Origin of the sequence: Acinetobacter sp. YH12138 (assembly GCF_015218525.1) — a bacterium.
Lineage (GTDB): Bacteria > Pseudomonadota > Gammaproteobacteria > Pseudomonadales > Moraxellaceae > Acinetobacter > Acinetobacter amyesii.
The window spans coordinates 2,647,691-2,672,251 of record NZ_CP048670.1; the positions used below are offsets into that span (position 1 = coordinate 2,647,691).

Annotated in this window: 21 protein-coding genes and 1 riboswitch; of the genes, 12 read left to right on the forward strand and 9 right to left on the reverse strand. The window is 41.7% G+C overall.

What is annotated here, in order from left to right; genetic code table 11:
- Positions 1 to 10 precede the first annotated feature (10 nt).
- On the reverse strand, positions 11 to 1,831 hold the full coding sequence (locus tag G0029_RS12830) for a TonB-dependent receptor domain-containing protein (RefSeq protein ID WP_180108132.1): 1,821 nt from the start codon (positions 1,829 to 1,831) through the stop codon (positions 11 to 13).
- A gap of 128 nt (positions 1,832 to 1,959) precedes the next feature.
- Positions 1,960 to 2,116: riboswitch (cobalamin riboswitch) on the reverse strand.
- Between the two features lie 236 nt (positions 2,117 to 2,352).
- Between G0029_RS12830 and G0029_RS12835 the strand changes: the two genes are divergently transcribed.
- The 3 genes from G0029_RS12835 (at position 2,353) to G0029_RS12845 (ending at position 5,728) form a co-directional block, all read left to right on the forward strand.
- Positions 2,353 to 4,200, forward strand: coding sequence for a TonB-dependent receptor plug domain-containing protein (locus tag G0029_RS12835; RefSeq protein WP_227591825.1), 1,848 nt, complete (start codon positions 2,353 to 2,355; stop codon positions 4,198 to 4,200).
- A gap of 45 nt (positions 4,201 to 4,245) precedes the next feature.
- A complete protein-coding gene (locus tag G0029_RS12840; RefSeq protein ID WP_067767700.1) occupies positions 4,246 to 4,830 on the forward strand; it encodes a cob(I)yrinic acid a,c-diamide adenosyltransferase in 585 nt (194 codons plus the stop codon).
- A 184-nt stretch (positions 4,831 to 5,014) separates the two neighbouring features.
- Positions 5,015 to 5,728: a glycerophosphodiester phosphodiesterase gene (locus G0029_RS12845; RefSeq protein WP_180108134.1), complete on the forward strand. Its 714-nt coding sequence runs from the start codon at positions 5,015 to 5,017 to the stop codon at positions 5,726 to 5,728.
- A gap of 66 nt (positions 5,729 to 5,794) precedes the next feature.
- On the opposite strand, the gene G0029_RS12850 is transcribed toward G0029_RS12845, so the two are convergent.
- Positions 5,795 to 6,328 (reverse strand): META domain-containing protein, encoded by a 534-nt coding sequence (locus tag G0029_RS12850; protein WP_180108135.1) that lies wholly within the window; start codon positions 6,326 to 6,328, stop codon positions 5,795 to 5,797.
- A gap of 190 nt (positions 6,329 to 6,518) precedes the next feature.
- Here G0029_RS12850 and G0029_RS12855 point away from each other — a divergent pair, with 190 nt between their 5' ends.
- From G0029_RS12855 to G0029_RS12875, 5 genes are all read left to right on the forward strand, one after another.
- Positions 6,519 to 7,679: an acyl-CoA desaturase gene (locus G0029_RS12855; RefSeq protein ID WP_180109986.1), complete on the forward strand. Its 1,161-nt coding sequence runs from the start codon at positions 6,519 to 6,521 to the stop codon at positions 7,677 to 7,679.
- A gap of 120 nt (positions 7,680 to 7,799) precedes the next feature.
- Entirely contained in the window at positions 7,800 to 9,245 is a 1,446-nt protein-coding gene (locus G0029_RS12860; RefSeq protein ID WP_180108137.1) for a protein adenylyltransferase SelO, read from the forward strand.
- A gap of 112 nt (positions 9,246 to 9,357) precedes the next feature.
- Entirely contained in the window at positions 9,358 to 9,963 is a 606-nt protein-coding gene (locus G0029_RS12865; protein WP_180108138.1) for a L,D-transpeptidase family protein, read from the forward strand.
- Positions 9,964 to 9,998: 35 nt separating this feature from the next.
- Positions 9,999 to 10,370 (forward strand): MmcQ/YjbR family DNA-binding protein, encoded by a 372-nt coding sequence (locus G0029_RS12870; RefSeq protein ID WP_218948107.1) that lies wholly within the window; start codon positions 9,999 to 10,001, stop codon positions 10,368 to 10,370.
- 136 nt (positions 10,371 to 10,506) lie between these two features.
- Positions 10,507 to 10,818: a 3-hydroxybutyryl-CoA dehydrogenase gene (locus tag G0029_RS12875; protein ID WP_194087871.1), complete on the forward strand. Its 312-nt coding sequence runs from the start codon at positions 10,507 to 10,509 to the stop codon at positions 10,816 to 10,818.
- Between the two features lie 247 nt (positions 10,819 to 11,065).
- Here the strand turns inward: G0029_RS12875 and G0029_RS12880 are convergent, their stop codons facing one another.
- From G0029_RS12880 to baeS, 4 genes are all read right to left on the reverse strand, one after another.
- A complete protein-coding gene (locus G0029_RS12880) occupies positions 11,066 to 12,421 on the reverse strand; it encodes an amino acid permease (RefSeq protein ID WP_180108140.1) in 1,356 nt (451 codons plus the stop codon).
- 357 nt (positions 12,422 to 12,778) lie between these two features.
- Positions 12,779 to 14,476 carry a carboxypeptidase regulatory-like domain-containing protein gene (locus G0029_RS12885; protein WP_180108141.1) on the reverse strand — a complete coding sequence of 566 codons (1,698 nt, stop codon included), beginning with the start codon at positions 14,474 to 14,476 and terminating at the stop codon, positions 12,779 to 12,781.
- 242 nt (positions 14,477 to 14,718) lie between these two features.
- A complete protein-coding gene (locus tag G0029_RS12890) occupies positions 14,719 to 15,405 on the reverse strand; it encodes a response regulator (protein ID WP_180108142.1) in 687 nt (228 codons plus the stop codon).
- A gap of 12 nt (positions 15,406 to 15,417) precedes the next feature.
- A complete protein-coding gene (gene baeS, locus G0029_RS12895; RefSeq protein WP_180108143.1) occupies positions 15,418 to 17,088 on the reverse strand; it encodes a sensor histidine kinase efflux regulator BaeS in 1,671 nt (556 codons plus the stop codon).
- A 134-nt stretch (positions 17,089 to 17,222) separates the two neighbouring features.
- Here baeS and G0029_RS12900 point away from each other — a divergent pair, with 134 nt between their 5' ends.
- The 3 genes from G0029_RS12900 to G0029_RS12910 all read left to right on the forward strand — a co-directional run bounded on the left by G0029_RS12900 (position 17,223) and on the right by G0029_RS12910 (position 21,946).
- The gene (locus G0029_RS12900; RefSeq protein WP_180108144.1) at positions 17,223 to 17,852 is read left to right on the forward strand and encodes a hypothetical protein; all 630 of its coding nucleotides are present in this window, start codon (positions 17,223 to 17,225) and stop codon (positions 17,850 to 17,852) included.
- 316 nt (positions 17,853 to 18,168) lie between these two features.
- On the forward strand, positions 18,169 to 19,971 hold the full coding sequence (locus tag G0029_RS12905) for an acyl-CoA dehydrogenase C-terminal domain-containing protein (RefSeq protein ID WP_078194152.1): 1,803 nt from the start codon (positions 18,169 to 18,171) through the stop codon (positions 19,969 to 19,971).
- 193 nt (positions 19,972 to 20,164) lie between these two features.
- On the forward strand, positions 20,165 to 21,946 hold the full coding sequence (locus tag G0029_RS12910) for an acyl-CoA dehydrogenase C-terminal domain-containing protein (protein WP_180078760.1): 1,782 nt from the start codon (positions 20,165 to 20,167) through the stop codon (positions 21,944 to 21,946).
- A gap of 111 nt (positions 21,947 to 22,057) precedes the next feature.
- Here G0029_RS12910 and G0029_RS12915 read toward each other — a convergent pair whose 3' ends face one another.
- Both G0029_RS12915 and G0029_RS12920 read right to left on the reverse strand, forming a co-directional pair.
- Positions 22,058 to 22,603: a GNAT family N-acetyltransferase gene (locus G0029_RS12915; RefSeq protein WP_180108145.1), complete on the reverse strand. Its 546-nt coding sequence runs from the start codon at positions 22,601 to 22,603 to the stop codon at positions 22,058 to 22,060.
- 14 nt (positions 22,604 to 22,617) lie between these two features.
- Positions 22,618 to 23,250 (reverse strand): FMN-binding negative transcriptional regulator, encoded by a 633-nt coding sequence (locus tag G0029_RS12920; protein ID WP_180108146.1) that lies wholly within the window; start codon positions 23,248 to 23,250, stop codon positions 22,618 to 22,620.
- A gap of 169 nt (positions 23,251 to 23,419) precedes the next feature.
- Here G0029_RS12920 and G0029_RS12925 point away from each other — a divergent pair, with 169 nt between their 5' ends.
- Positions 23,420 to 23,917, forward strand: a complete 498-nt coding sequence (locus tag G0029_RS12925) for a phosphate-starvation-inducible protein PsiE (protein ID WP_078194156.1) — start codon at positions 23,420 to 23,422, stop codon at positions 23,915 to 23,917.
- A 68-nt stretch (positions 23,918 to 23,985) separates the two neighbouring features.
- Here the strand turns inward: G0029_RS12925 and G0029_RS12930 are convergent, their stop codons facing one another.
- Complete coding sequence (locus G0029_RS12930) at positions 23,986 to 24,468, reverse strand: RcnB family protein (RefSeq protein WP_373685053.1); 483 nt, start codon at positions 24,466 to 24,468, stop codon at positions 23,986 to 23,988.
- Positions 24,469 to 24,561: the final 93 nt, after the last annotated feature.

A 24,561-nucleotide genomic window follows, 5' to 3' on the forward strand; every position in this document is an offset into this window, starting at 1 on the left:
ATTGATTCAATTATTTCATTGCATAACGTAAGGTTAGCCAAGCAGTACGGCCGTCTTGACGGTAGTAATAGTCATCAAATGAGTCATACACGGTGTAATATTCTTTATCAAACATATTGGCAAGTTTGGCTTGTACAGAAAATTCAGGGGTCGCTTGATAGGTTAAACGTACATCTGCTGTCGCAAAACTGCCAAAGCTTGTTGTATTAGCGGCATCCTTATAACGCTGGTCTTCTGCGTGTACAGAGCCACCTAGCGTCCATTTATCCATCGTATAATCTGCAGATACATTCAATAATTGGCCTGCACGACCCGCAATTTGATTACCTTTGGTCGCCCCAGAATTATATTCAGGCTCTTGATAAGTATAGTTTAAGTTCCACGTGAAGTTGCCCAGTGACTGTCCGAACTCAGCTTCCACACCCTTAATTTTTGCTTTTGCAATATTGGTTCCGCCTGAAATCATATTATCAATTTCATTATGGAAGGCAGAAACAGACCAGTTCAGCCATTGCGACCCTTTGAATCCAATTTCAATGTTTTCAGACTCTTCAGGTACTAGATTTGGATTTGACCAACCCGGATAATATAAGTCATTAAATGTCGGTGAGCGGAAAGCTGTACCGTATGAAACAAAAGTGCTGTAGTTGTCATTAAATGAATAACCAACAGCGGCATTGCCTGTGGTGTGATCACCAAACTGTTCGTTATCATCTAAACGAATAGCAGCTTGCAGGTTCACTCGACCAAAATCGCCAAGATATTGCGCATAGTAACCGACATTATCACGCTCTTTTTCATCGTAATTGGTGGTGCTGTCGACTTGATCATTTAAGTAATCCACACCCACCAATAGTGTGTTGTTTGCATTGAAAGATAATGTGTTTAACCAGCTGATGCTGTCTTTTGTGGTATCAAATACACCAGTTGATTTATCTGCACTAAAGGTTTCGTATTTATCTTCTGAACGGCCAAATTTAAGCTGCGTTTTCCAAAGATCTACAGGAGAATAGCTAAAGCCAACGCCATACACATTTTGTTCAACCTTGTTATAAGGATTTAGGTTATATGGACTATCGTAATTTGTTTCGCCATTTACATAGAGAACATTAAAATCAGCTGCAAATTGATCATTAAACTGATGACCCGCTTTAATTGACGCAGAATAGTTTTCATAACCATCTTTATCTGTTTCAGTCGGCAAAGTTGTTACATCTAAACCTTGTGTTTTCAAGCCTGCCAAACTCAGCGTCGCCCAAGAATTATCCTGACGAATATTCACACCAACATTTGCATCGTAAGTTTCATGTGAACCATACTTGAGCGAAGCAAATGGTTTTACGCCATTTTGCGTCCCTTTACGGGTGAAGATTTGAATCACACCGCCTACAGCTTCAGAACCATATAAACTTGAGCGCGGACCTTTGACCACTTCTACACGTTCAATTTGATCAACTGGCAAATGCTCAAATGAAGTTTGGCCAGAAGTTGCCGAGCCAAGCTTTTGGCCATCCACCAACACCAATACCGCCGTAGAGCCAGTACCACGAATGGAAATACTGGTTGGCTGGCCTAGGCCGCCAGAGTTGGTATAGGTCACACCTGGTACGGTACGTAGCAATTCTTGCAAAGACGTAAATTGCTTACGTTCAATTTCTTCACGGTTAATGACGGTAACTGCCGCCAAAGTTTTTTGTGAGTCTTGCTCTACAATATTGGCAACCGTGTTGGTAATGACTGGAAGCTGATGAACTTGGTCTGCTGCCATCGCAGCAGAAAGTGGAGATAAAACAAAAAGCGACCCGATAAGAGTCTTAGAGAAAGAATGCATGCTGTATTCCCCGATCGCACCGCCCGTGCGAAATAAAAGTTGGATAACGCGAGGCGGTTTTGGGGTAAGACAAGGCTTGCCATTTTTCAGACAAAAGCATGCAATCCCGCTATAACGCCCGCCGCATTATGAATAGGTCTGCATCAGGCCGGTCTCCGGACTTACGTTATGAATAACGATTCACCGTTGCGGGGGCAGTGTCAGATAACAACAGCTCTATACTGCTGGACTGACTTCCCAGTTTCACTTCTCAATTAAGAAAGCACCTGAAGCGCAGGCAGATTAATTTCTGCTCCAAAGCAAGTCAAGCTGTATATGTACCTATCTTCAAATACCCCATAGTTTCGATTGTTCGATAAATCGGAGTTCTCTATACTTAAGCCATTCACAACAGTTGGCATGGGAAGTTTCCACAACACTGCCCCCGCAACGGTGCGCAAAAGTAAATTTGCCAGTCCGATACCTGCTCACTGTGTTCTATCACTCAATCATTTACGTGGGGTAAATGTATGGAGCATCGCATGTCAACTTTAGCTCGCCCTACAGCACTCGCTACAGGCATTGCTGCCGCTTGGGCTTTTTCTACATCTTGTTTTGCAAATGAATCGCGCATTGCTCAACCAACAATGGATACCATTGTCGTCACAGCAACACGTTCTGCAGAAAAATTAGAAAATGTGCCTGCGCGTATATCTATTATTGAACCTGCAACCATAGCGCAATCCCCTATTTCCCAAATGAGTGATTTACTGCGTAACGATGCATCTATCAATATGGTGCAAAACGGCGGTTTAGGACAAGTTGCTTCGATTTTTGTCCGTGGCACAGAATCCGACCATACCTTAGTACTGCGCGATGGCGTGCGTTTGAACTCGGCAACATCAGGCATGGCGCCATTACAATTTTTGGATACTACCGATATTCAACAAATAGAGGTTTTAAAAGGCCCTGCCTCTGTGTTGTATGGCTCAGATGCGATTGGCGGTGTGGTACAAATTATTTCCAAGACACCCTCAGAAAATACCGCCTTTGCCAGTACAGAAGTGGGTGAACACAAAACCTATAAAAGTATTATTGGCGCAGATGCCGCAAAAAATGGCTATTATGCACAGATTCGAGGGCAACGCTTAGAATCAGATGCCACCAAAGTTTTTGATTTAGATGAACTGAGCACAGCAAGCTATGACCAAAAAGGCTGGAGTGCAAAAGTCGGATCAAAACAAGAAAATCATGCATATTCATTGGACTATAGTCATAACGATGGTCGCAGCTTTTATGTCAGTTGTAGCAATGAAGATAAAGACTATAACTGCTTGAACTACAGCAATGTCGCGCAAGACTTTAACAATGAAATGATCAACCTCCGTGGTGAAGTGCATCTGTTACCTGCTTTAGAACTGCACGCTCGACTTTCTCAGTTTAAAGATGAGCTAGATCAGGTCTCAACCACCGACTTCACACACAATAAAACCCAAGAAGCGGAAATCCATTCCAAATTTGAGCTGACGCCAAAGCAAACGCTTTTAAGCGGGATTACACACCGCAAAATCAGCGGTGATATTGTGTCTTATGGCACGGCTTATCAAGATGATAACCGCAGCACAGGTTATTACTTACAGCATCAATATCATCAAGATGGTCTTAATACACAGCTCGGCATCCGTTTAGAAGACGATGCAAAATATGGCAGCCATACCATTGGTCAAGCTGCAATTCGTCTGCAAGCACTGCCTCTTACCAGTGTATATGCCAATATTGGTACTGCGTTTAAATCGCCCACCTTAGACGAACGCTATAACAGTTGGTCAGGCAATCCAAACTTAAAGCCCGAAGAAAGCATTTCTTATGAGGTTGGTGTCGATCAAAAGCTGAATCATGGGCTAAGTACCGGCCTTTCCTTGTACCACACCAAAGTCGATCATTTGATTGTGAACGGTCCAAATTACACCTTAGAAAACCTAAATACAGCGGTGTATCAAGGTGTGGAAACCTATCTGCAATGGCAAAATAGCGGATGGTCAAGCAAACTCAGCTATCATTATGTGAAAGCGCAAGATGATGAGAAAAAACAAGATTTACAGCGTCGCCCACGTCAGAATTTAAGCTTGACTACAGGTTGGAGCAATGACATTTATGGCATGAATGCAACCTTAAATGCCAAGTCAGATACCGTGGATTATCAGGCACGCAATCCCGGATATGCCACTATTGATATGAGTGCATTTTGGAATATCAATCCCAACCTCAAAGTCTTTACCAATTTACAAAATATTGGTGATGTCGAATACAAAACCTCATCGTATGGTTCAGGTTTGTATTATATGAATGGTGGGCGTTTAGCCTCTATCGGTGTCACTGTTAAATATTAATGCACATCACTTTATTCAACTTTTTATCAAAAATGGACAATTAACATGGGCCACCGTTTAAGTAAAATTTATACCCGCACAGGCGATTCAGGCACGACAGGTTTAGGTGACGGATCACGTGTAGCAAAGGATGATTTACGCATTGAAGCCCTAGGCGATGTCGATGAGCTCAATTCAAGTATCGGCATTCTACGTTCGCACATTGCGCTTAGCAGCATTGAAGACAAAGCGACTTGGGACAAATCCCTTAGCCTGATTCAACATTGGTTATTTGATTTGGGCGGTGAAGTCTGCATTCCAAACTTCAACTTGGTACAGCCAGTATCGATTGAGTTTTTGGAAAATGACATTGACCGCATGAATGAAGCGCTCCCGATGCTGAAAGACTTTATTTTGCCTTCAGGCACTTTAGTGTGCAGCTTTGCCCATCAAGCACGTGCAGTTTGCCGACGTGCAGAACGCCGTTTAATGGCTGTACATAACCGTGACCAAAACATTCAAGCACCGTCATTGCAACTGCTAAACCGTCTATCAGACTGGTTATTTGTTGCATCACGTACCTTACAGCGCGCCGAAGGTGGTTCTGAAGTGCTTTGGCAAAAAAATATTAACGACACGATTGATCAATAAGTTTTGGATCAAAACATTGTTCAATCCTTTGACCAATCAAAAGTCTATTTTACATTGAAATAAATCGAAACATTTCGTCCGATCATTCTTGTATTTCAGAATGATCGGCTCAAAATAATAGTGTCATCTCCCTGTCATGCTTACAGGACACTATGTTTTTATCTTTCAACTTTGCAGGCCCTTTATGCGCATAATCGGACACCGTGGCGCTCGTGGCGAAGCACCTGAAAACACCCTTGGCGGTTTTCAATATATTCAAGATTTAGGGATTCGTGCGGTCGAATTTGACGTTCGGCAACTGAAAGATCGTGCCCTAGTGATCATGCATGATGACCAATTTATGCGAACGGCAGGTCAAGATAAACATCTATATGAATGTAGTTCACAAGAGTTAGAACCCTATAACCATGCTGTTACTTGGTCAGAATGGAATAAAGTTGAACCGACGCCACTGCTCGAACAAACGCTCAAAATTATTCATAACTTCGATCATATTGAAGTTGAAGTGAAAGCGGTGAAGACACAAGCTGAAGCTGAAGCGTTGACTGAAACATTGGAACAACAGCTCCAAGGCTTTGAACATTCTGCTGTGATTACCAGTTTTGACCCTAAAATTCATCTTGCTTTGCAACAGAAAAAATCTAGCTTCAAACGCGGGCTACTGGTTGAAACGGACGTAAAATTTAAAGCGATTGAACATGCACTCGAATTAGGTTGTATTCAAATCGGTTGGATGAACCAACTCGCCAATTCAGACATTATTCTGGCCACACAGCAGGCAAAATTAAATGTGAGCGTGTGGACTGTCAACGACGTTGATCGTGCTAAACAGCTTAAAGATTGGGGCATTAACGGCTTAATTACCGACTATCCTAAATTGATGATGCAGCATTTTTAATGCTGCTTTATTCCCCTAGATTTGTGTAATTCACTTCTCGATCAACACGTCGCTATTTTAATCGGTCTATTTTCTTTCCAAAACCAATACAGTTTGTCCCCGACTGTTTTGCATCGTCATGTGTTTCCCTTGTATTTGGAATTGTGTTGCGGCTTGCAAGGCATCTGAAAGTTCAGCCTCTTGAGCCAAAGCCGAATCACAACTGAAATAGCCTGCTCGCGCATTCAAATCAATGCTGTGTTTTAAGGTATCAATCACATAAGTGCCACTGATAGTGTTACATCCCGTATTTCCCTGAATTTGTCGAAATTGCGAATTGAACTGAAGATAAGGTTGATGATGAAAGAACTTGGCTTTTTGCCCAGCAATTTGCACAATCGTCCATGGAATATCTTGTATCCCATCATTCACGCGAATAACTTTTAATGGCTGCTCAATGCTGTTGCCATGTGACTTCCCTTGTGACTTTGTAGTCACCTTCTGCGTCGGAGAACTTTGACAGGCCATGAGTCCCAGACAACTGATCAGAAAGCCGCCCCAGATACAGTGTTTGACCAAAAGCTGCGGATTATTTTGACGATTTTGCTGTTTTTTTAGCATCTTTTTTACCCCACAAAAAGTCAAATATCTTCAGTCGTATTATGTTACTGTTTAGAACAATACAACTGTACAATAACAGTGGTGAAAACGGGTTTTCCCGTGCTACTATTCTGTACGTTTAAAATCCCTTAAAAAATTAATGGGATTAGTCCTATCTATACCTCCCAAGGTTTCAGGAGTGCTGTTGGAGATGAATGCTCCCCTACCCAAAGCCCCAATGAACTGGATTGCTATTTTTGCATTGGTGTTTTTACCTATTGTCGCAGTTATTGCAATTCCGTTATATGCCATTAATCATGATTTTAGTGCCGCTGCTTGGATCAGTATGTTTGTTTTACTGGGTGTCAGCAGTTTAGGTATTACTGCGGGTTATCACCGCTTGTGGGCACACCGTGCTTATGAAGCAACCTTGCCTTTAAAAATCATTTTAATGCTCATGGGTACTTTTGCTGTTCAGAACAGTATTTTGTTCTGGGCTTCAGGTCACCGTACACATCACCGTCATGTAGACGATATTGACCAAGATCCATACTCGATTAATCGTGGTTTCTGGTATGCCCATATCGGGTGGATGCTTCGTGATTATCCAGCAGCAGAACCAAACTATAAAAACGCACCTGATCTGTTAAAAGATAAAGTCGTTTTGTTCCAAGATAAATACTACATTCCACTGGTAATTGCTGTTCATGCAGCGATTTTAGTACCAATCGGTTGGGCTGTAGGCGACATGTGGGGCGTTCTATTATTGGGTGGTTTAATGCGCCTAATCTTAAGCCATCATGTGACATTCTTTATTAACTCACTATGCCACATGTGGGGTAAACGTCCATATACTGACGAAAATACCGCGCGTGATAACTTCTGGTTAGCTATTGCAACTTGGGGTGAGGGTTATCATAACTATCACCACATTTTCCAATACGACTACCGTAATGGTGTGAAATGGTGGCAATATGACCCCACTAAATGGCTAATTTGGTCATGTTCTAAATTAGGTTTGGCAAAGAACTTACGTCGTATTCCAAGCTTTAATATTAAAAAAGCTGAGTTGGCAATGAAGTTTAAATATGCTGAACAAGACCTTGCGATTTATGGTCTGAATATGACCGATGACATTGCAACAGCAAAACAACGTATTTCTCAAGAATATGATGCGTTTTCGCAAACTTTGAATGACTGGGCAAAATTAAAAGAACAGGAAATTCAAGCGAAGAAAACAGCAGTTGCTGAAAAAATTCATCAAATGGATGACAAACTCAAACTTGAATTCCAGCAAGTTGAACAACGCCTATCTCAGCACCGTGAAACACTGAATCAATTAATGCGTAATTTGAAAAAGAGAACCGCTTAATTGTTTTAAGCTTCTCAAATGATATAGCCTCCCTTGTGGAGGCTATATCATTTTAAGCTACAGTTTTTCTATCTGGTCTTTGCTATAGTTTAAACATAATTTGAATTTTTAAAGATCATTATGCTGTTCAATGCCCGCTATAATACCCTGCCACCTCGCTTGTACCATCATCAGCAGCCTGTACCCTTAAAAGGCTCAAAATCAGGACATTTCAATGCTGCTTTGGCTGAACAGTTACAATGGTCGGATGAAGATAAAGCTCAATGGATAGAGATTTGCAGCGGGCAAAAAATATTTGAGGAATTTGAGCCGCTAGCGATGGTCTATGCAGGTCACCAGTTTGGACAATGGGCCGGCCAATTAGGCGATGGACGCGGCTTATTGATTGCGCAAATCATCGATAAACATGGGCAAACCATTGACCTGCACCTTAAAGGCGCCGGCTCTACGCCTTATTCACGCATGGGTGATGGCCGTGCGGTGCTACGTTCAGTAGTTCGTGAATATCTTGCAGGACATGCGCTGAACAGCTTAGGTGTTGCATCAAGTAATGCCGTGGGTTTTACCAGCTCTGAACAAGGCGTACAGCGTGAAAAACTCGAGCTTGGCGCGATGATGCTACGTACATCTGACTGTCATATCCGATTGGGACATTTTGAATGGATCAATCAATATCAGGGTGATTTACTACCTGAATTCACGCAAAAATGCATTGAATGGCACTACCCTGAATGCTTGGATGCCGAACAACCGATTTTAGCTTTTGCCACTCAAGTCATTCAGCGTACCGCAGTGATGATTGCCAAATGGCAGCTGATTGGCTTTGCACATGGCGTGATGAATACTGACAATCTGAATATTACTGGTTCAACGCTCGATTTTGGACCTTATGGATTTATGGAACGCTTCCGTCCAAACTGGATCAATAACCATTCGGATTACCAAGGCCGCTATACCTATCAGCAGCAGCCAAGTATCGGGCATTGGAATTTATGGCAATGGCTGAATAATCTCATTCCGCTCTGCCCTACGGACTATGACAAAGAACAGTGGAAAGAAGATTTAGCTAAGTGCTTAGAGCATTTTGAACTGACCTTCTTGGAACATTATAAATTGGGCTTAGCTCAGAAAATGGGTTTGCCAAGTTTCCATAAAGACAGCTTTGACTGCGCCATGGCCTTTTTGCGTATTCTGCAAAGTGAACAGCTGGACTACACGCAAAGCTTTATTCGTCTGCAAAATCATGAATATGAAGCCATTAAAGATGACTGCTTAGACCGCCGCGCCTTTGAAGGTTTCTTGGCACAATATGAAAGTATCCGTGAGCATCAGGACACCGATGCTTTAGATGCGGAAATGGCACAGGCCAATCCGCAATATATCTTGCGTAACCATATGGCTCAAAAGGCGATTGAGCTTGCTGAACGCAATGATTTTTCTGAAGTTGAACGCTTGTTTACATTGCTCAGTCAGCCCTTTAGCAAACAGCCTGAACTGGAAACAACAGAAGATTTAGGCCCCTTGCCAAGTGATGTGCCTGAAGTGATGGTGAGCTGTTCATCTTAAACATTTATCCACAAATTCATGCTTCAGTCGAAGCAAAATTGTGGATAATTTAGACATTATCCACAATTGAAAAATGGATGGACTGCGAAAGCATTTCATCCTCTAAAAAATAATGACAAGAAAACGTATCGCCATTTTTAGTTTCGCTACCCTCTTCTGTATTGCGGCAGCCTATCTTGCCTATCAAAAATTTGAAAAATATCTACCTACACCTACCAATGCACTAGCCTTTCCACCTAAATTAAGTGATTTGCAAATTCAAAAAATTCGCACAGAAACGCCGATCGACAGTATTCAAGTACATAAAGCTGAGCGTTATTTAGAGTTAAAACATCAGGATCAGGTCATTCGGCGTTACCCGATGCGTCTGGGTTTTCAACCGCTTGGACATAAAGTTCAAGAAGGTGATGGCAAGACGCCAGAAGGAACTTATCATATAGATTGGCGCAATCCGCAAAGTTCATTTTATAAGTCGCTGCATATCTCTTACCCCAATGCGGCCGATAAACAGAAGGCTAAAAATCTAGGGGTTTCTGCAGGTGGTGACATTATGATTCATGGTTCGGCGACCAGTTTACAAATGAAAGCTGCACCACAACTGATGACGTATTTCCCACAAAAAGATTGGACTTGGGGCTGTATTGCAGTGCGCAATATTGATATGGATGAAATTTGGCAACTGGTGAATAACGATACAGCGATTCATATTCATCCTTAGGCTTTAACGCTCAGGCTTATTTTTGGTTATCCCTTATGATTGCATTACATGCTGTAGCTGCGAAGACAGCCTTAGCCCTGCCTGAAACCACGTGCAGCCAGCCATTTGGTGAAGGCTGTGATGTGTTTAAGGTGATGGATAAGGTTTTTATGCTGAGTTTTCATTTAGAAGGCAAAGCAGTCATCAATTTAAAAGTGCTGCCTGATAATGGCACGATGCTGAAGGATATTTATCCTTTTATTCGTGCGGGCTGGCATATGAATAAACAGCATTGGATTTCTGTTTTTATAGATGACGCATTGGAAGTGGAGCTGCTGCAGGATTTGGTGCTAAATTCGTATGAATTGGTTGTATCGAAGTTAAATAAAGGACAGCGGCAAAGGATTGAGTTGCTGAGGGGTGTTTAGATAACACTTCCCTTACAATTAAGTTAATATTGAGAATTTCAAATAATCACTATTATGTTAAATGAAGTAAAATTCTATGGATTTTAATATCCATAGAAATCTTTTAGTATTCATATTTAAAATGAAATTTCCCATTATGAAAAAACCAATAATTTTTTCGATATTATTACTAACTTGTTCCTTTTCATATGCGGATGACAATGAACAATGTGATGGAATTGCATATGCAGCAGACACATTGATGACTTTTCATCAAATGGGTTCAGATGTAGAAAAAGCTAAAAGTATTTATAGCAACCTCTTCAAAGAGGAAGGTGAAATTTTCAATCAGATAGTAGATGAAGCAAAGAAATCAGCTGTCTATACCAAAGAGGAAGACGCAGAGAAAGCCGTGGAAGACTTTAAAAATAAATGGAAAAACTATTGTATAGAAAACAATATAAAGTGATTCGCAATTGAATTGATTATCTGCATAGTGATTCTAAAGATTTCCTAAAATTAACATAATACACGTTATACGAAATAATTTATTTTATACAATAAAAATCATAAACTTATAAAAAGACACACTAGAATTTAGTGCACTAGAGCGGTCTTTACATGAATATTCACTCAATTTGCGTATCTTGTCAGAATTTTTCAAAATCATTTTTTAGTGACAGTGAACAAAGGCTCGTCCCTAAGCCTCCATCTTATTAAACTTTCTTTGCTTGCATCACCTTAAACAGTACAAACAGCAATAAAATCCATACGGGCTGCATCAGCACCGACAACATAAAACCCTGATTCCACATGATGTACAAAATCATCAGCATGAACAACAAAACAAAATAGTTGGTGAACGGCGCAAATAATGCAGGAAACTTGGTCAGTATGCCCTGCTGATGCATCGCTTTTCTAAACTTTAAATGAATTAAGCTAATCAGCATCCAATTCAGCACCGCAGCGCTCACCACGATATAAATCAAATAACTCAATGCTTTTTCGGGCAAGAAATAATTCAGCAGCACACAGCCAAAAATCAACAAAGCTGAAAATAAAACCGCAGCAATCGGTGTCCCGTGCTTATTCACCTGTTTAAAGGCTTTTGGCGCATTGCCCTGTTCTGCCAAACCGAGCAGCATGCGGCTATTGGCATACATGCCGCTATTACAGACCGAAACGGAGGCCGTCAAAATAATAAAATTCAGCAAATGCGCCGCCCAATCAATCCCCATCTGATTAAAAATCATCACAAAAGGACTATGATCCAAACCGCCAAGTTTCAACTGGTTCCACGGCACCAGCGACAGCAATACAGCCAAAGAACAGATATAAAATAAGAACACGCGGATTACGGTCTGATTCACCGCTTTCGGGATATTTTGATCAGGATTTTCAGTTTCAGCCGCCGCCATGCTGATTAATTCAATGCCGCCAAAAGCAAACATCATAAAGGCTAGCATGTAGAATAAGCCTTCAAAACCGTGCGGGAAGAAGCCGCCATGTACCCATAAATTACTAATCGAAGCGGTAGAGTCTGCGCCTGCTGTAAGTAGCAGGTATATACCAAAAATAATCATGGCAACAATCGCCACAACCTTAATCATCGACAGCCAAAATTCAGATTCTGCATACAGTTTGACATTGGCTAAATTGGCTAGCGTAATCACAGCAAAAAACACCAAAACTGAAACCCAAGCAGGCACATGCGGCCACCAGTAATTGATATATTTGCCTATCGCGGTCAGCTCGGTCATCACTACTAAAATATACAGAATCCAGTAGTTCCAGCCTGTTAAAAAGCCCGCAAACTTGCCCCAATATTTAAAAGCAAAATAACTGAATGAACCTGTGACTGGCTCTTGCACGATCATCTCGCCCAGCTGGCGCATAATCAGAAAAGCAATCAAACCACCAATCAAATAGCCCAGAATTATCGATGGTCCAGCCGACTCAATAATATGCGCAGAGCCTAAAAATAGCCCTGTCCCGATTGCGCCACCCATTGCAATCAGCTGAATATGGCGGTTCTTTAATCGGCGCTGCAGTTGAGGCATTTCGCTGCTCACAACACGTTCTCATCTTATAAAAAAGTGGATTGTAGCCTGTGCAGCTCTTTGCAGCCAAATATTCGCAGATCATTTCTGTATGAATCATTATGGAATACAGCGCGTGAGCTGCATTTCTCCATAGCACTTGGTCAAATTGATAGGATGGACAATACGAGCCATAAGATTCCACTCGAACAGCCGGAAGCTCTAGCTGCCAGCATACTTAAGTGGCTGAATATATTGTCCCTTTAAATATAAACAGCCCTCAATAGAGAGCTGCTTTTTAGCATTCACTGCACTTGATGGATGATTGATAGTGAATGCAGTACGTCTAAACCTATTCTAACCATTCATACTGCACCACCATGTAAATCGTTATTTACGCTGTGGAACTTCAGCCCACCGTGCATAACTCTTCGTGCTTTTCAGCACAGTGTCCGCTTGTTTTGCAGCGACGCCACTATAGTCCTGAGAGAAACTATCTAAATTTTCGTCAAAACTCGCACCATCAAATAATGGGAAAGTTCCGGCTTTTTTCTGAATCACCACATCATCAATCATCCAACCGCGGAAACCGTTATAAAGTTGATCGACTGTTCTGAATTGGAATTTCAGCTGAACATTGGCCTTGCCTGCATATTCATCTAATGAAATTGCTTCTTGCTGAACAGCAGCCGGTGCGAGGTTAAAGCCTAAATTACTGTATGGAATCGGCGCGCGCTCATATGCCGAGGATGGATCTGCCAGCGGGTTTAATCGAGCCAAAGTCTTGAAGCTATTGCCGCCGTCGGTAGAAACTAAAATATTCATCAAATCGAATCCCTGATTATTTGGATTGACAGACTCAATTTCCCACCATGTTTTAAAGCTTAAACTCAAAGGCGCTTGATACTGGCTTAGATTAATGGCAGGTGAGATTAACTCACCCATATTATGGGTATTAGATGTTCCGCCATCAAACTCTGGAGCCAAAGATGAATCACTTAAAGCGCCAATAAAGTTGCCATTTACTTTGTCACCATACCAATATGCCGTATTACCTTGCAGTGGCTCAGGCACCTTGCCTTGACTTTGGTCATTTGGCGCTAAGCGTACACGCTGATTCACTTGATTATTACGAATGTTGTGACCTTTGTTTAGCAACTGCCAATCGACATTAGCCACACTTGGTTGCGACCTTGTCCATGCATTGCGGGTTGCAGAGTCCACTTCAAAAGTTTCACGCCATACCACATCTGCAGATGCCGTTTCAGGCAGCACTTCAAATTGATAGCCCGATGCAGAAGAAGCAATGACCGTAACTTTTTTCGTAATAGTATTAATTCCTGCACCGTTAATGGTGAGCGTGGCATTTTTCAATGCTTCAAGCAGCGCACTGGATACATTAAATGAAAGCGTGAAATATCCATTGGCATCAGTCAAAGCACTAACAAATGCGCCATTGGTCGCTGTACCGCCAGACAATGACACTTGCGCATTCGCCAAAGGTTTCCCTTTAAAAATCACTTGACCAGACAATGTTCCGACCACTGCATCATTGACTGGTGCATCACTTAGTGTCTGACAGTCTTGGTCTAAGCAGTTGAGAACCACATTCAACACAATGCTCTTATTGGTATTTTTAGGATGGATCAAGAATGCCGAAACTGCAGACTGTCCATTTTTAGTGACCAAAACATAATATGTGCCTGCAGCCAATTTAGGCAGTTTAACGATGCCTTGAGCATTGGCAAGATAACTTTGACCTTTAAAATGTGCCGCTGTCGGTAAACTATTGATCGGTGGAAAGAACTGCTCAGAATCATCTGCTGTAATTGTATTCGTTGCTATTTTCAGACTGCCTGATTGTACTTTTTGCCATTCTTCATCACTTAAAATCTGAATCGACGCAGCATTTAAAGCAAGATTATTCACATCTAATAAAGTCAGCTCTTCTACACTCTTTTGTACCATAGCATCGGCAACTGGCTCTGGCGGTACACTCCCTGTCTCGTCACGATCACTACCACCACATGCCGTTAAACCCAAGACACCCGTGACCATTATTATTTTTACAAAAGCGCTATTTTTCATCTGTTCTGCCCTCTGGCTGTTCCATTTTTAAAAATTGTTATCTCTACATTGAACTCTGCCAGCTCAAACATACTGGTGAATATTCCAGCAAAATAATAACCAATTTTCATTAAATGCGCAAATTTCGCATTTTAAGTCTTTATGGCTTTCGGTTCTTCTTGTATTTAAAATTAATGCAACTAGCTATACACGTAGCAAAAAAAACAGGCCGAAGCCTGTCCTTTCAGTATTTACAATCTATTTTAATCTTCTGGATATTCAAAACGATAACCAACGCCATACACGGCTTGAATCCACTCATGACGGTTGCCGGTTTCCGCTGCATCTGAAATCTTACGACGTAAATTTTTAATATGACTATCAATCACACGGTCAGCCACTTCAAAACTGTCTGGGTTGATATGATCCAGTAACTGCGCACGTGAATACACCTGCCCTACATGCTCTAAAAACAACTCTAGTAAACGAAACTCTGTTGGCGTTAAGCTCAACGCTTTTTGTTGATACCAAATACGCTGCTGTGATTTGTCCATACGGAATAAATCATTGGCTTCAGGTTCAGCTTTACGGTCTAAACGGCGCAGAACGGCTTGTACACGAGCCACTAATTCTTTTGGGCTAAATGGCTTACAGACGTAATCATCAGCACCCATATTAAGCCCCAATACACGGTCAATTTCTTCAGTGCGTGCAGTCACCATAATAATCGGCAAATCAGACTGCTCACGGACTTTACGGCAAATGGTTAAGCCATCCATACGTGGCACCATTAGGTCCAAAATCATTAGACTCGGCTTACGCTGCGTGAAGCTGTCATAGGCTTCTTGACCATCATGAAACATGCTGACTTCAAAGCCTGCAGCCTCTAGATAATCACGCACTAGCTGTGCAAGTTCCACTTCATCTTCAACCAACATGATATGTTTCATGCATGCTTCCTTTTAATATTTCATCTGTTTGGGAAATGTCAATTTGCAACGCAAACCGCCCAATGGAGAATGATCAAAACTCAACTCTCCACCCAATGCTCTAGCTATTTTTACGGATAACGCCAATCCTAATCCTGTACCACCAGTTGCACGCGTACGTGAATCATCCACACGATAGAAACGCTCACCTAAACGTTCCAACTGTTCATCAGTTAAACCAAATGGGCTGTCATCAACATACACGGTCCACTGGGTTTCATCTTGCTCAGTATGAACATGCACTTCACCACCAGCTTCCGTATAACGAATACTGTTACCCAATAAGTTGACCATAATCTGTTTAAAACGGTCTATATCTAATTGTAATGAAGTGCCATCGCCCGTTGCGGTAATTTTCAAATCGGCTTGTTCAAACTTCGGTTTAAAGCTTTCAACTTCCTGCATAACGACATCCCACGGATTAATCGTAGTGAGATAACAATTTAATTGCTGTGCATCGGCTTGTGCCAAATCTGCCAAATCTTTGGTCAATTTTTTCAAACTACTCACTTGATTCAGCATCGAAGTAAAATGCTCTGGCGTTGGCTTACGAATACCGTCCTGCATCGCCTCAATTTGAGCCTGTAACACGGCCAATGGCGTTTTCAATTCATGTGAAGTATCAGCCACCCATTGACGACGTGACGTTTCATGCTGATCGAGAATTACGGCCAACTGATTCAATTCATTCGATAAATCACCAAGCTCATCATTACGGTTCACTGCAACTTGATGTTGATAATTGCCCTTGGTTAATTCACGTGTTCCCATTAACAAACGCTGAATCGGTTTTTTAAAGTATGTTGCCAATAACAATGCTGCAATCAAACTTGCAATAAACGTAAGCGCATAAACCAATAATAAATAACGTTTTTGCTTACTAAAGAAGTTAATACTGATCGCATCATCTTGATCGAGGACAGGTTTGAGCCCCAAATATCCCACGATTTGATTATTCACCATAATCGGACGATAAGAGATTTGTTCATCTGTCGGCTCACCCACAACAAATTGGCGATGTGCATCATATAAAGATAAACGCGAACTCAAGCCCAAGCGGTCAGGCATTTGGATAAATTGTTTCTTACCACCATTATTACTGTTACTTTGTGAGGATTGATCTGCATCTTTTTCATCCGTGTTCGACTCTTTTGGACGGAATACATTTTGGTTCGTACTTAAAGGAAATTTTAAACCTTCAAAGGGTTGGAACTCAGATGGTAAGTTTTGTTCCAGCCATTTCAGCTCTTCAATTTTTTGCTCTGCTGTTTGCTGTGGTGTTGCCAGCATCGATGCTGCATTTAAACTATGATCTTGGAAATAGCGCTGCTGCAATGCAATGTCATATTGACGACGTAGCCACCACCGAGAGAGACGATCATAGTCATCTGGCGCTGCCTGCCCTTCAATTTGCAGAATCTGTGCCTGAATCGCATTGCCCCAATCATGATAGACCGTATACACATCGGCTAAATTTTCAATGACATGGTCAAGCTTTTGCATCTCGACATCGGCCACATATTTGGTGAAATTACGCTGCATATTCCAATGCAAAACGCCAAGACTTACCGTTGTGATGACGAGCGTCGTCAACAGCACAGTCAGAAACAAGCGTAGGGCAATCGGGATACGACGTATTTTCAAAAGAGAGCTCTCATTTTTCTTCTATATTCATTATTGTAGCGAACACGCAACTAAAAAACTCTCCATTGTTTCTACATCTTTATTATTTAATCTTTAACCATCGGAAAAAGATCTAATCTGGTGGGGTAAAGACTATGAAACAAATGACCAAAATTGCTTTAATCGGTGCAAGCGTACTGAGCATGGGTGCATTAACTGCCTGTCAATCGACAACCGCACCAAAAGATAACGATCATGGCCGTATGATGAAACAACATCATGGTGATCAAGATCGTCGTATGTCACCTGAGCAACGTGAACATTTTAAACAAATGCGTGCCGAGCAACGTCAAGTGTTTGCTGATATGCAAAAAGCTTGTAATGGCAAGGCTACAGGTTCAACAGTTCAAGTAAAAGCTGGCGATAAAAATATTGATGGTACATGTACCATGGTGTTCAAAGCAGACCGTCAAGACATGAAAAAAGCACGTGGTGAACACAAACCAATGCGCGGTGAACATCGTCCAATGCGTGGCGACATACGTGGTCAGATGCAACGCGGTGAGCCACTGACTGATGCAAAACGTGCAGAGCTGACTAAACAGTTTGATCAGCGTTTAGCGGAACGCCAAGCCAAACAACAAGCGATTATGAAAGCATGCCAAGGCAAAACCGATGGCAGCGCGGTTGCGATTAAAGTTGGCGAACAGCAGATCAATGGTAAATGTGAAGTTCGCTTCCAACCTAAAGCCCCTGTTGCCCCAACGCCAGCACCAGTAAAATAATCCAAACTTAGATCGCGATATCATTGCGTAAAAAAGGCACTCCCATGAGTGCCTTTTTTATTGGACATATCTTTTTACGCTTTTTGACTATTTGTGTCATTCATTTTCATCTAAAAGCGTTTACACTCAATGCACTTAGCTTTTTCAAGGGATATTTCTTTGACTTTACAGTCACCAACAAATCACCCTGAAATGCTTGTACCCAATAAGAAGATGTTGCACGATTAGAACCATTCCAATACGTGTCATTGAAGACACGTTCAAATGTTATTTAGGATTACTAACGCTGGTAGAAACCAGTATTGAGGAAAACGATATGCCACAATACAAAGCGCCCTTACGTGATATGCAATTTGTTCTGCATGAACTTTTAAAAGCAGAAGATCACTATGCACAACTGCCTGCATTTTCAGACACCGTAAGTCGTGAGTTGGTTGACCAATATCTAGAAGCTGCTGCTGACTTCTGTGAAAATGAACTTTCTCCTCTTAACCAAGTCGGCGACCGTGAAGGTTGTACTTGGAATGATGGCGTTGTAACAACACCAACTGGTTTTAAAGAAGCGTATCAAAAATATATCGAACTCGGTTTCCCGTCTTTGTCTGCTGAAGAACAGTATGGCGGTCAAGGTCTACCAGTTTCACTAGGTAACATCATTTCAGAAATGGTGGGTACGTCGAACTGGGCTTGGGGTATGTATCCTGGTCTATCTCATGGTGCTGTACGTACTTTAGAACACCACGGTTCTCAAGAACAAAAAGACACTTACCTGCCTAAACTTGTTTCAGGTGAATGGACAGGTACCATGTGCTTAACAGAATCTCATGCAGGTTCTGACTTAGGTATTATCCGTTCTAAAGCTGAACCACAAGCAGACGGTAGCTACGCAATCTCTGGCGAGAAAATCTTTATCTCTGCTGGTGAACACGACATGGCTGAAAACATCATCCATATCGTCCTTGCTCGTCTTCCAGGTGCACCAAAAGGCACGAAAGGTATTTCATTATTCATCGTACCTAAATTCAATGTAAATGCTGATGGCTCAATTGGTGAGCGCAATGCTGTACGTTGTGGTTCGATTGAACACAAAATGGGTATCCATGGTAACGCGACTTGTGTCATCAACTTTGATAACGCAAAAGGCTTCTTGATTGGCCCTGAAAACCGCGGTCTAAACTGCATGTTCACATTCATGAACACTGCACGTATCGGTACTGCTGTACAAGGTCTTTCAGCTTCTGAAGGCGCTTTCCAAGGTGCACTTGCTTACGCAAAAGACCGTTTGGCAATGCGTTCACTTTCAGGCCCTAAAGCACCTGAAAAAGAAGCAGATCCAATTATCGTTCACCCTGCAGTACGCAACATGCTGCTTACGCAAAAATCATTTGCTGAAGCTGGTCGTGCTCTGGTTTACTTATTGTCTTTCCATGCCGATATCGTGGAACAAGGTGCAACGGAAGAAGAACGTAAATTCTCTGACAACATCTTGTCTCTACTAACCCCAATTGCTAAAGCATTCTTGACTGAAACAGGTTCTGAATCTGCAAAACACGGTGTTCAAGTATTTGGTGGCCACGGCTTCATTTCTGAACATGGTATGGAACAAATCGTACGTGATACACGTATCTCTTGCTTGTACGAAGGTACGACTGAAATTCAAGCAATTGACTTGTTAGGCCGTAAAGTATTGGGTACTCAAGGTGCAATGTTGAAAGACTTCACCAAGATCATCCATAAATTTGTTGAAGCTAACAAAGACAACGCTGCCATGAAAGAATTTGTTGAGCCGCTTGCTGCGCTAAACAAAGAATGGGGCGACTTAACCATGCAGATTGGTATGAAAGCAATGCAAAACCCTGAAGAAGTAGGTGCTGCTGCAGTCGATTACCTCTACTTCTCTGGTTATGTAACGCTTGCTTATTTATGGGCTCGCATGGCACTAGTTGCACAAGAAACTTTAGCTGCAGGAACAACAGATGTTGATTTCTACAATGCAAAAGTAACGACTGCTCGCTTCTACTTCAAGAAAATCTTACCACGCGTTCGCTCTCATGTAGAAGTGATTGCAGGTGGCCTAGATCCTCTTATGGCATTGGATGCAGAACACTTTGCATTCTAATGTGAATATCTAAAACATATTCAAAAAATTGTACTCGTGAGTGCAGAAATAGAGAAAGGACGGTCATAGCATTGGCAGTCCTTTTTCTTTATAAATAGTCCCATAATTTTACTTTGGTCAATTTTCTCCACGCTTTATGTCGATACAAATTGCCCCAAGTCCATAGATTCAAACAATAAACAGGTGAACGAACATGCCAATTTATAATGCGCCGCTTGCAGATATGAAATTCATCTTAAATGATGTTTTTAAAGCAGAACAATTCTGGCAAAACAACGAAAATCTTGCTCACGTTGATGCTGCAACTGCAGAAGCCATTCTTGAAGAAATGGCAAAATTTGCGCAAAACGTCACTCATCCATTAAACCGCACAGGTGATGAAGAAGGCGCAACCTATAGCAATGGCAATGTCACGACTCCTGCTGGTTTCAAAGAAGCATTTAAACAATATGCAGAAGGCGGCTGGATTGGTCTAGGCGCAGATGAAGAATGGGGCGGTCAAGGCATGCCAAAAATGCTGACTGTTCTGGCTGATGAAATGCTGTTTGCAACCAACCCATCATTCATGCTCTACCCGCTTCTTTCTGTTGGTGCAGGCATGGCGTTAAACAGCTATGCATCACAAGAGCAAAAAGAAACTTATTTGCCAAAAATGTATACAGGCGAATGGTCAGGCACCATGTGCTTAACTGAACCGCATGCAGGTACAGATTTAGGTATTATCAAAACTAAAGCCGAACGTAATGAAGACGGTACTTATAACATTACAGGTACGAAAATCTTCATCACTGGCGGTGACCACGACCTTTCTGAAAATATCATCCACTTAGTTTTAGCGAAAACGCCTGATGCGCCTGCGGGCTCACGCGGAATTTCACTATTCATCGTACCTAAATTCTTGGTGAATGCAGATGGTTCATTGGGAGAGCGTAATGCTGTAGGCCCTGGTTCTATTGAACATAAAATGGGGATCAAAGCGTCTGCAACATGTGTGATGAACTTTGATGGCGCGAAAGGCTACCTGGTTGGTAAAGAAAATGAAGGCCTTGCAGCGATGTTCGTCATGATGAACTACGAACGTCTGTCTATGGGTATTCAAGGCCTAGGTGCTTCTGAATTTGCTTATCAAAATGCAGCGCAATATGCGACTGATCGTTTACAAGGCCGTAGCGCTTCTGGCGTTCAATCGCCTGCAAAACCTGCAGACAGCATCTTAGTTCATGGTGATGTACGTCGTATGTTGCTGAACGCACGTGCCAACAATGAAGCGTCTCGTGCATTTGCGGTTTATGTTGGTCAACAACTGGACATTACCAAGTTCTCTACTGACCCAGAAGCAGTCAAAGCAGCCAATAACCGTGTTGCGCTGTTAACACCTATTGCGAAAGCGTATTTAACAGATACAGCTTTCCAAGCAACACTCGATGCGCAAATGGTCTTCGGTGGTCATGGCTTTATTCGTGAATGGGGTATGGAACAATGTATTCGTGACCTGCGTATCGCACAGATTTACGAAGGGACCAACGGCGTTCAATCTCAAGACTTAATTGGTCGTAAAACCATTAAGTGCAATGGTGAATTCATTGCTGAATATATCCAAGAAATCCGCGATTTTGCCAATAACTTAGATGCCAGCTTGAACTACATCAAAGATGCAACATTAGATGCAGCAGCTGAAGTTGAAGCTGTGACTCAATATGTACTTGAAGCTGCTCGTGAAAACATTGAGTTCCCGAACTCAGCAGCAGTTGATTACCTACATGCTGTAGGCCTACTCAGCTTTGCCTATATGTTTGCCCGCATTGCAGATGCAGCAAAAGACAAAGATGGCGAGTTCTACCAAAACAAACTTGCACTGACTCTTTACTTCACGCAGCGTATTTTACCTGAATTGGCATTACGCATTGCTAAAGTAAAAGCAGGTTCTGAAGTGATCATGAACTTCTCTGAAGATTACTTTACCAACCAAGCTTAATTAGTCGTACAAAATCAAAAATGCCCGATTTATCGGGCATTTTTTTATTTTACTGCTCTTATTACATAAACACTGAGTGCAACTTTTTCAAAAAATCATAAGCATACTTACTTATTCATAATCTTCCAATTCCATTCGATATGTAAAACAAGGATGGAACTGATCGTCTAGCATTGGAAATTTCGCCCAATGCGTTTTATCTTTATCTAATTTAAATCCGGCCTTATTTAAGACATTTTGTGATGCTAGATGTTCCTCAGCACAAAACGATGAAACAACCTTCGTGACATGATTCTGCTTTAAATACTTAATTACCCCAATTAAGGCCTCAGTCATATAACCACAACCATGAAAATTCACCCCTAACCCAAAATGTATTTCTCCATGGTTTTCTTGATTGAAGAAATACAGTAAGCCCATCGCTAACTGCGTATTCTTATCACTAATCACCCATGCAAAATCAGGATTATGTGTCGACCAACAATGATCTGCCCACTTTTCTAAAACACTCTTGGTCTGTTGAATCGTTAAATGTGGTAACCGCTGCAGATAACGAGTTGCTTCTATATTCGAAAAATATGTATCAAATAATGAAATTTCATCTCCTAACTGATACTTTCTCAGGCATAAACGTTCAGTTTCAATCATATTGGGCATGATTCTTTAGCCTGTTATTTCATGGGATAAAATTTTTTGATCGACTCAACCATTTCAGCATTCGACATTTCCAAAGCTTTTGCCACATTCATTGCATCTACAACGCTGCGATTTTGACTCACTTTAAACTTACCCAAAATTGAGTCTATTTCGATTTCAATCGCTATAATTTTTTCCAGTTGTTCCGCGATAAAATCATGAGGCGCATCGCCCATTTTCCATGGCATGGGTTGGCTAGCTTCATGTTGACGCGTCAAACGAGCCAGAATTCCTCGTAAATATTTTTCATCTGCAATTTTACGTATCTTGCCTTTGACATGTACCACGCGATAGTTCCATGTCGGCACAACGCGATGATGTTCCTGCTTTCCTTCATACCAGCTTGGCGAAATATATGCTTCGTCGGCATGAAAAATCACATAGGCTTGTGCTGACTGATTTAGCAATTCAAACATTGGATTAGCCTTGGCAATATGACCGCGCAATATGCCCAATTCGCCTGACTCAGCGTCATATTCTAGTGGTAAATGATTCACTTCCAACTCACCATTGGGTGCAGTCAGTATTACTGTCGCCAAAGCATACTTACGCATAAGATCAATCAGATCAGGCAGTTCATCATGTTTAAAATGCGTTGGTTGATACATCGTCGCTTCATTCTTATAGGACAAAATTTAAGCTCAAACTTAACATTAAAACCTTTATTAAACCTAAAAAATATTTTGTCATATTCGCTTCATGTGCATGAAATTTGCTTGGTATTTAATGACTTGTTCTTCATTGAATATTCACGCAATTTACACAGGAGGAATATATATGACACACCGTGATCCCAAAGTAGAAAAAATCGAAGCCCTCCTCGACCGACTTGGCAATATTGCTGTAGAAGGTTTTCATTATCTTGCGCTGTTTGTCATCGGCTGTATGATTTTATGGTCTGCGGGTCATACTATTTTTGAAATTATTACGGTTAAACAATTCGCCACGATTGACGATATTTTATTATTGTTTATTTACCTCGAACTCGGTGCCATGGTTGGTATTTATTTTAAAACAAACCACATGCCTGTTCGCTTCCTGATTTATATTGCTATTACTGCCCTGACCCGTTTACTGATTTCGGACATTCAACATGACCATAAAGCAGATATGGGCTTGGTCATTACTACAGGTTCGATCCTCATTCTTGCTGTGGCCATTTTGATTGTGCGCTATGCCTCTTGGACTTACCCTTCGGTTATTCGAGACAAGCATTCCGAAAAGCCATTACCTGAAGGAAAAACCCCACGTCCGCAAGATGATGAATTGGCTTAAACACTAAATCGTTCCCTCTCCTTTTAGGAGATGAGTAGCACTGCTACGCAAGGGAGAGGTTATAAACCTTATCGATTAGGCACCAGCACATAGCGACCATTTTCAAAGATCCAGTACATGCCACTTGGGGGTGCAGGTAAACCTAAACGCTGCCAATCACTAATAAAAGTATAGGTTGAACTCGAAATACTCGCGCTGGCAGGATCGCCATTGACCCAACTATAGCTCTGCGAATTTTGAGTAATCGTGGTCGGTGCTTGATATTGAATACTTATGCCATTTTGCACCTGTGGTGGATATGGACGGTTTGGATAATTGGGATATTGAGGGCGATGAGGATAGTTCGGGTAATGCTGCGGGTAATTAGGAGCATGCTGTGGATAGCTTTGACCATGTTGGGGATAACCAGGCCGATTCATCGACGGTGGGCGGTGTTGTGGTTTTGATGTATCCACACCTTGGTAGTTTGCCCATTTGTTTTCCGCAAAAGTACTGGCTGAAGCACTGATCAGCATCACACCTGCAATCGCATAGAATAATGTGGTTTTCACTTAAGCTCTCCTCGACGGTTTATACGCTCAGTATAAATTCCATTGTAGGAGAAAAAATGAATAAAAATCCATCAAGTGCAAGAATTTGTTAAT

Bases quoted from the DNA above. Each gene is read 5' to 3' on its own strand.
- G0029_RS12830 (WP_180108132.1), bottom strand. From the start codon at position 1,831: ATGCATTCTTTCTCTAAGACTCTTATCGGGTCGCTTTTTGTTTTATCT.
- G0029_RS12835 (WP_227591825.1), top strand. From the start codon at position 2,353: ATGTCAACTTTAGCTCGCCCTACAGCACTCGCTACAGGCATTGCTGCC.
- G0029_RS12840 (WP_067767700.1), top strand. From the start codon at position 4,246: ATGGGCCACCGTTTAAGTAAAATTTATACCCGCACAGGCGATTCAGGC.
- G0029_RS12845 (WP_180108134.1), top strand. From the start codon at position 5,015: ATGCGCATAATCGGACACCGTGGCGCTCGTGGCGAAGCACCTGAAAAC.
- G0029_RS12850 (WP_180108135.1), bottom strand. From the start codon at position 6,328: ATGCTAAAAAAACAGCAAAATCGTCAAAATAATCCGCAGCTTTTGGTC.
- G0029_RS12855 (WP_180109986.1), top strand. From the start codon at position 6,519: ATGAATGCTCCCCTACCCAAAGCCCCAATGAACTGGATTGCTATTTTT.
- G0029_RS12860 (WP_180108137.1), top strand. From the start codon at position 7,800: ATGCTGTTCAATGCCCGCTATAATACCCTGCCACCTCGCTTGTACCAT.
- G0029_RS12865 (WP_180108138.1), top strand. From the start codon at position 9,358: ATGACAAGAAAACGTATCGCCATTTTTAGTTTCGCTACCCTCTTCTGT.
- G0029_RS12870 (WP_218948107.1), top strand. From the start codon at position 9,999: ATGATTGCATTACATGCTGTAGCTGCGAAGACAGCCTTAGCCCTGCCT.
- G0029_RS12875 (WP_194087871.1), top strand. From the start codon at position 10,507: ATGAAAAAACCAATAATTTTTTCGATATTATTACTAACTTGTTCCTTT.
- G0029_RS12885 (WP_180108141.1), bottom strand. From the start codon at position 14,476: ATGAAAAATAGCGCTTTTGTAAAAATAATAATGGTCACGGGTGTCTTG.
- G0029_RS12890 (WP_180108142.1), bottom strand. From the start codon at position 15,405: ATGAAACATATCATGTTGGTTGAAGATGAAGTGGAACTTGCACAGCTA.
- G0029_RS12900 (WP_180108144.1), top strand. From the start codon at position 17,223: ATGAAACAAATGACCAAAATTGCTTTAATCGGTGCAAGCGTACTGAGC.
- G0029_RS12905 (WP_078194152.1), top strand. From the start codon at position 18,169: ATGCCACAATACAAAGCGCCCTTACGTGATATGCAATTTGTTCTGCAT.
- G0029_RS12910 (WP_180078760.1), top strand. From the start codon at position 20,165: ATGCCAATTTATAATGCGCCGCTTGCAGATATGAAATTCATCTTAAAT.
- G0029_RS12915 (WP_180108145.1), bottom strand. From the start codon at position 22,603: ATGCCCAATATGATTGAAACTGAACGTTTATGCCTGAGAAAGTATCAG.
- G0029_RS12920 (WP_180108146.1), bottom strand. From the start codon at position 23,250: ATGTATCAACCAACGCATTTTAAACATGATGAACTGCCTGATCTGATT.
- G0029_RS12925 (WP_078194156.1), top strand. From the start codon at position 23,420: ATGACACACCGTGATCCCAAAGTAGAAAAAATCGAAGCCCTCCTCGAC.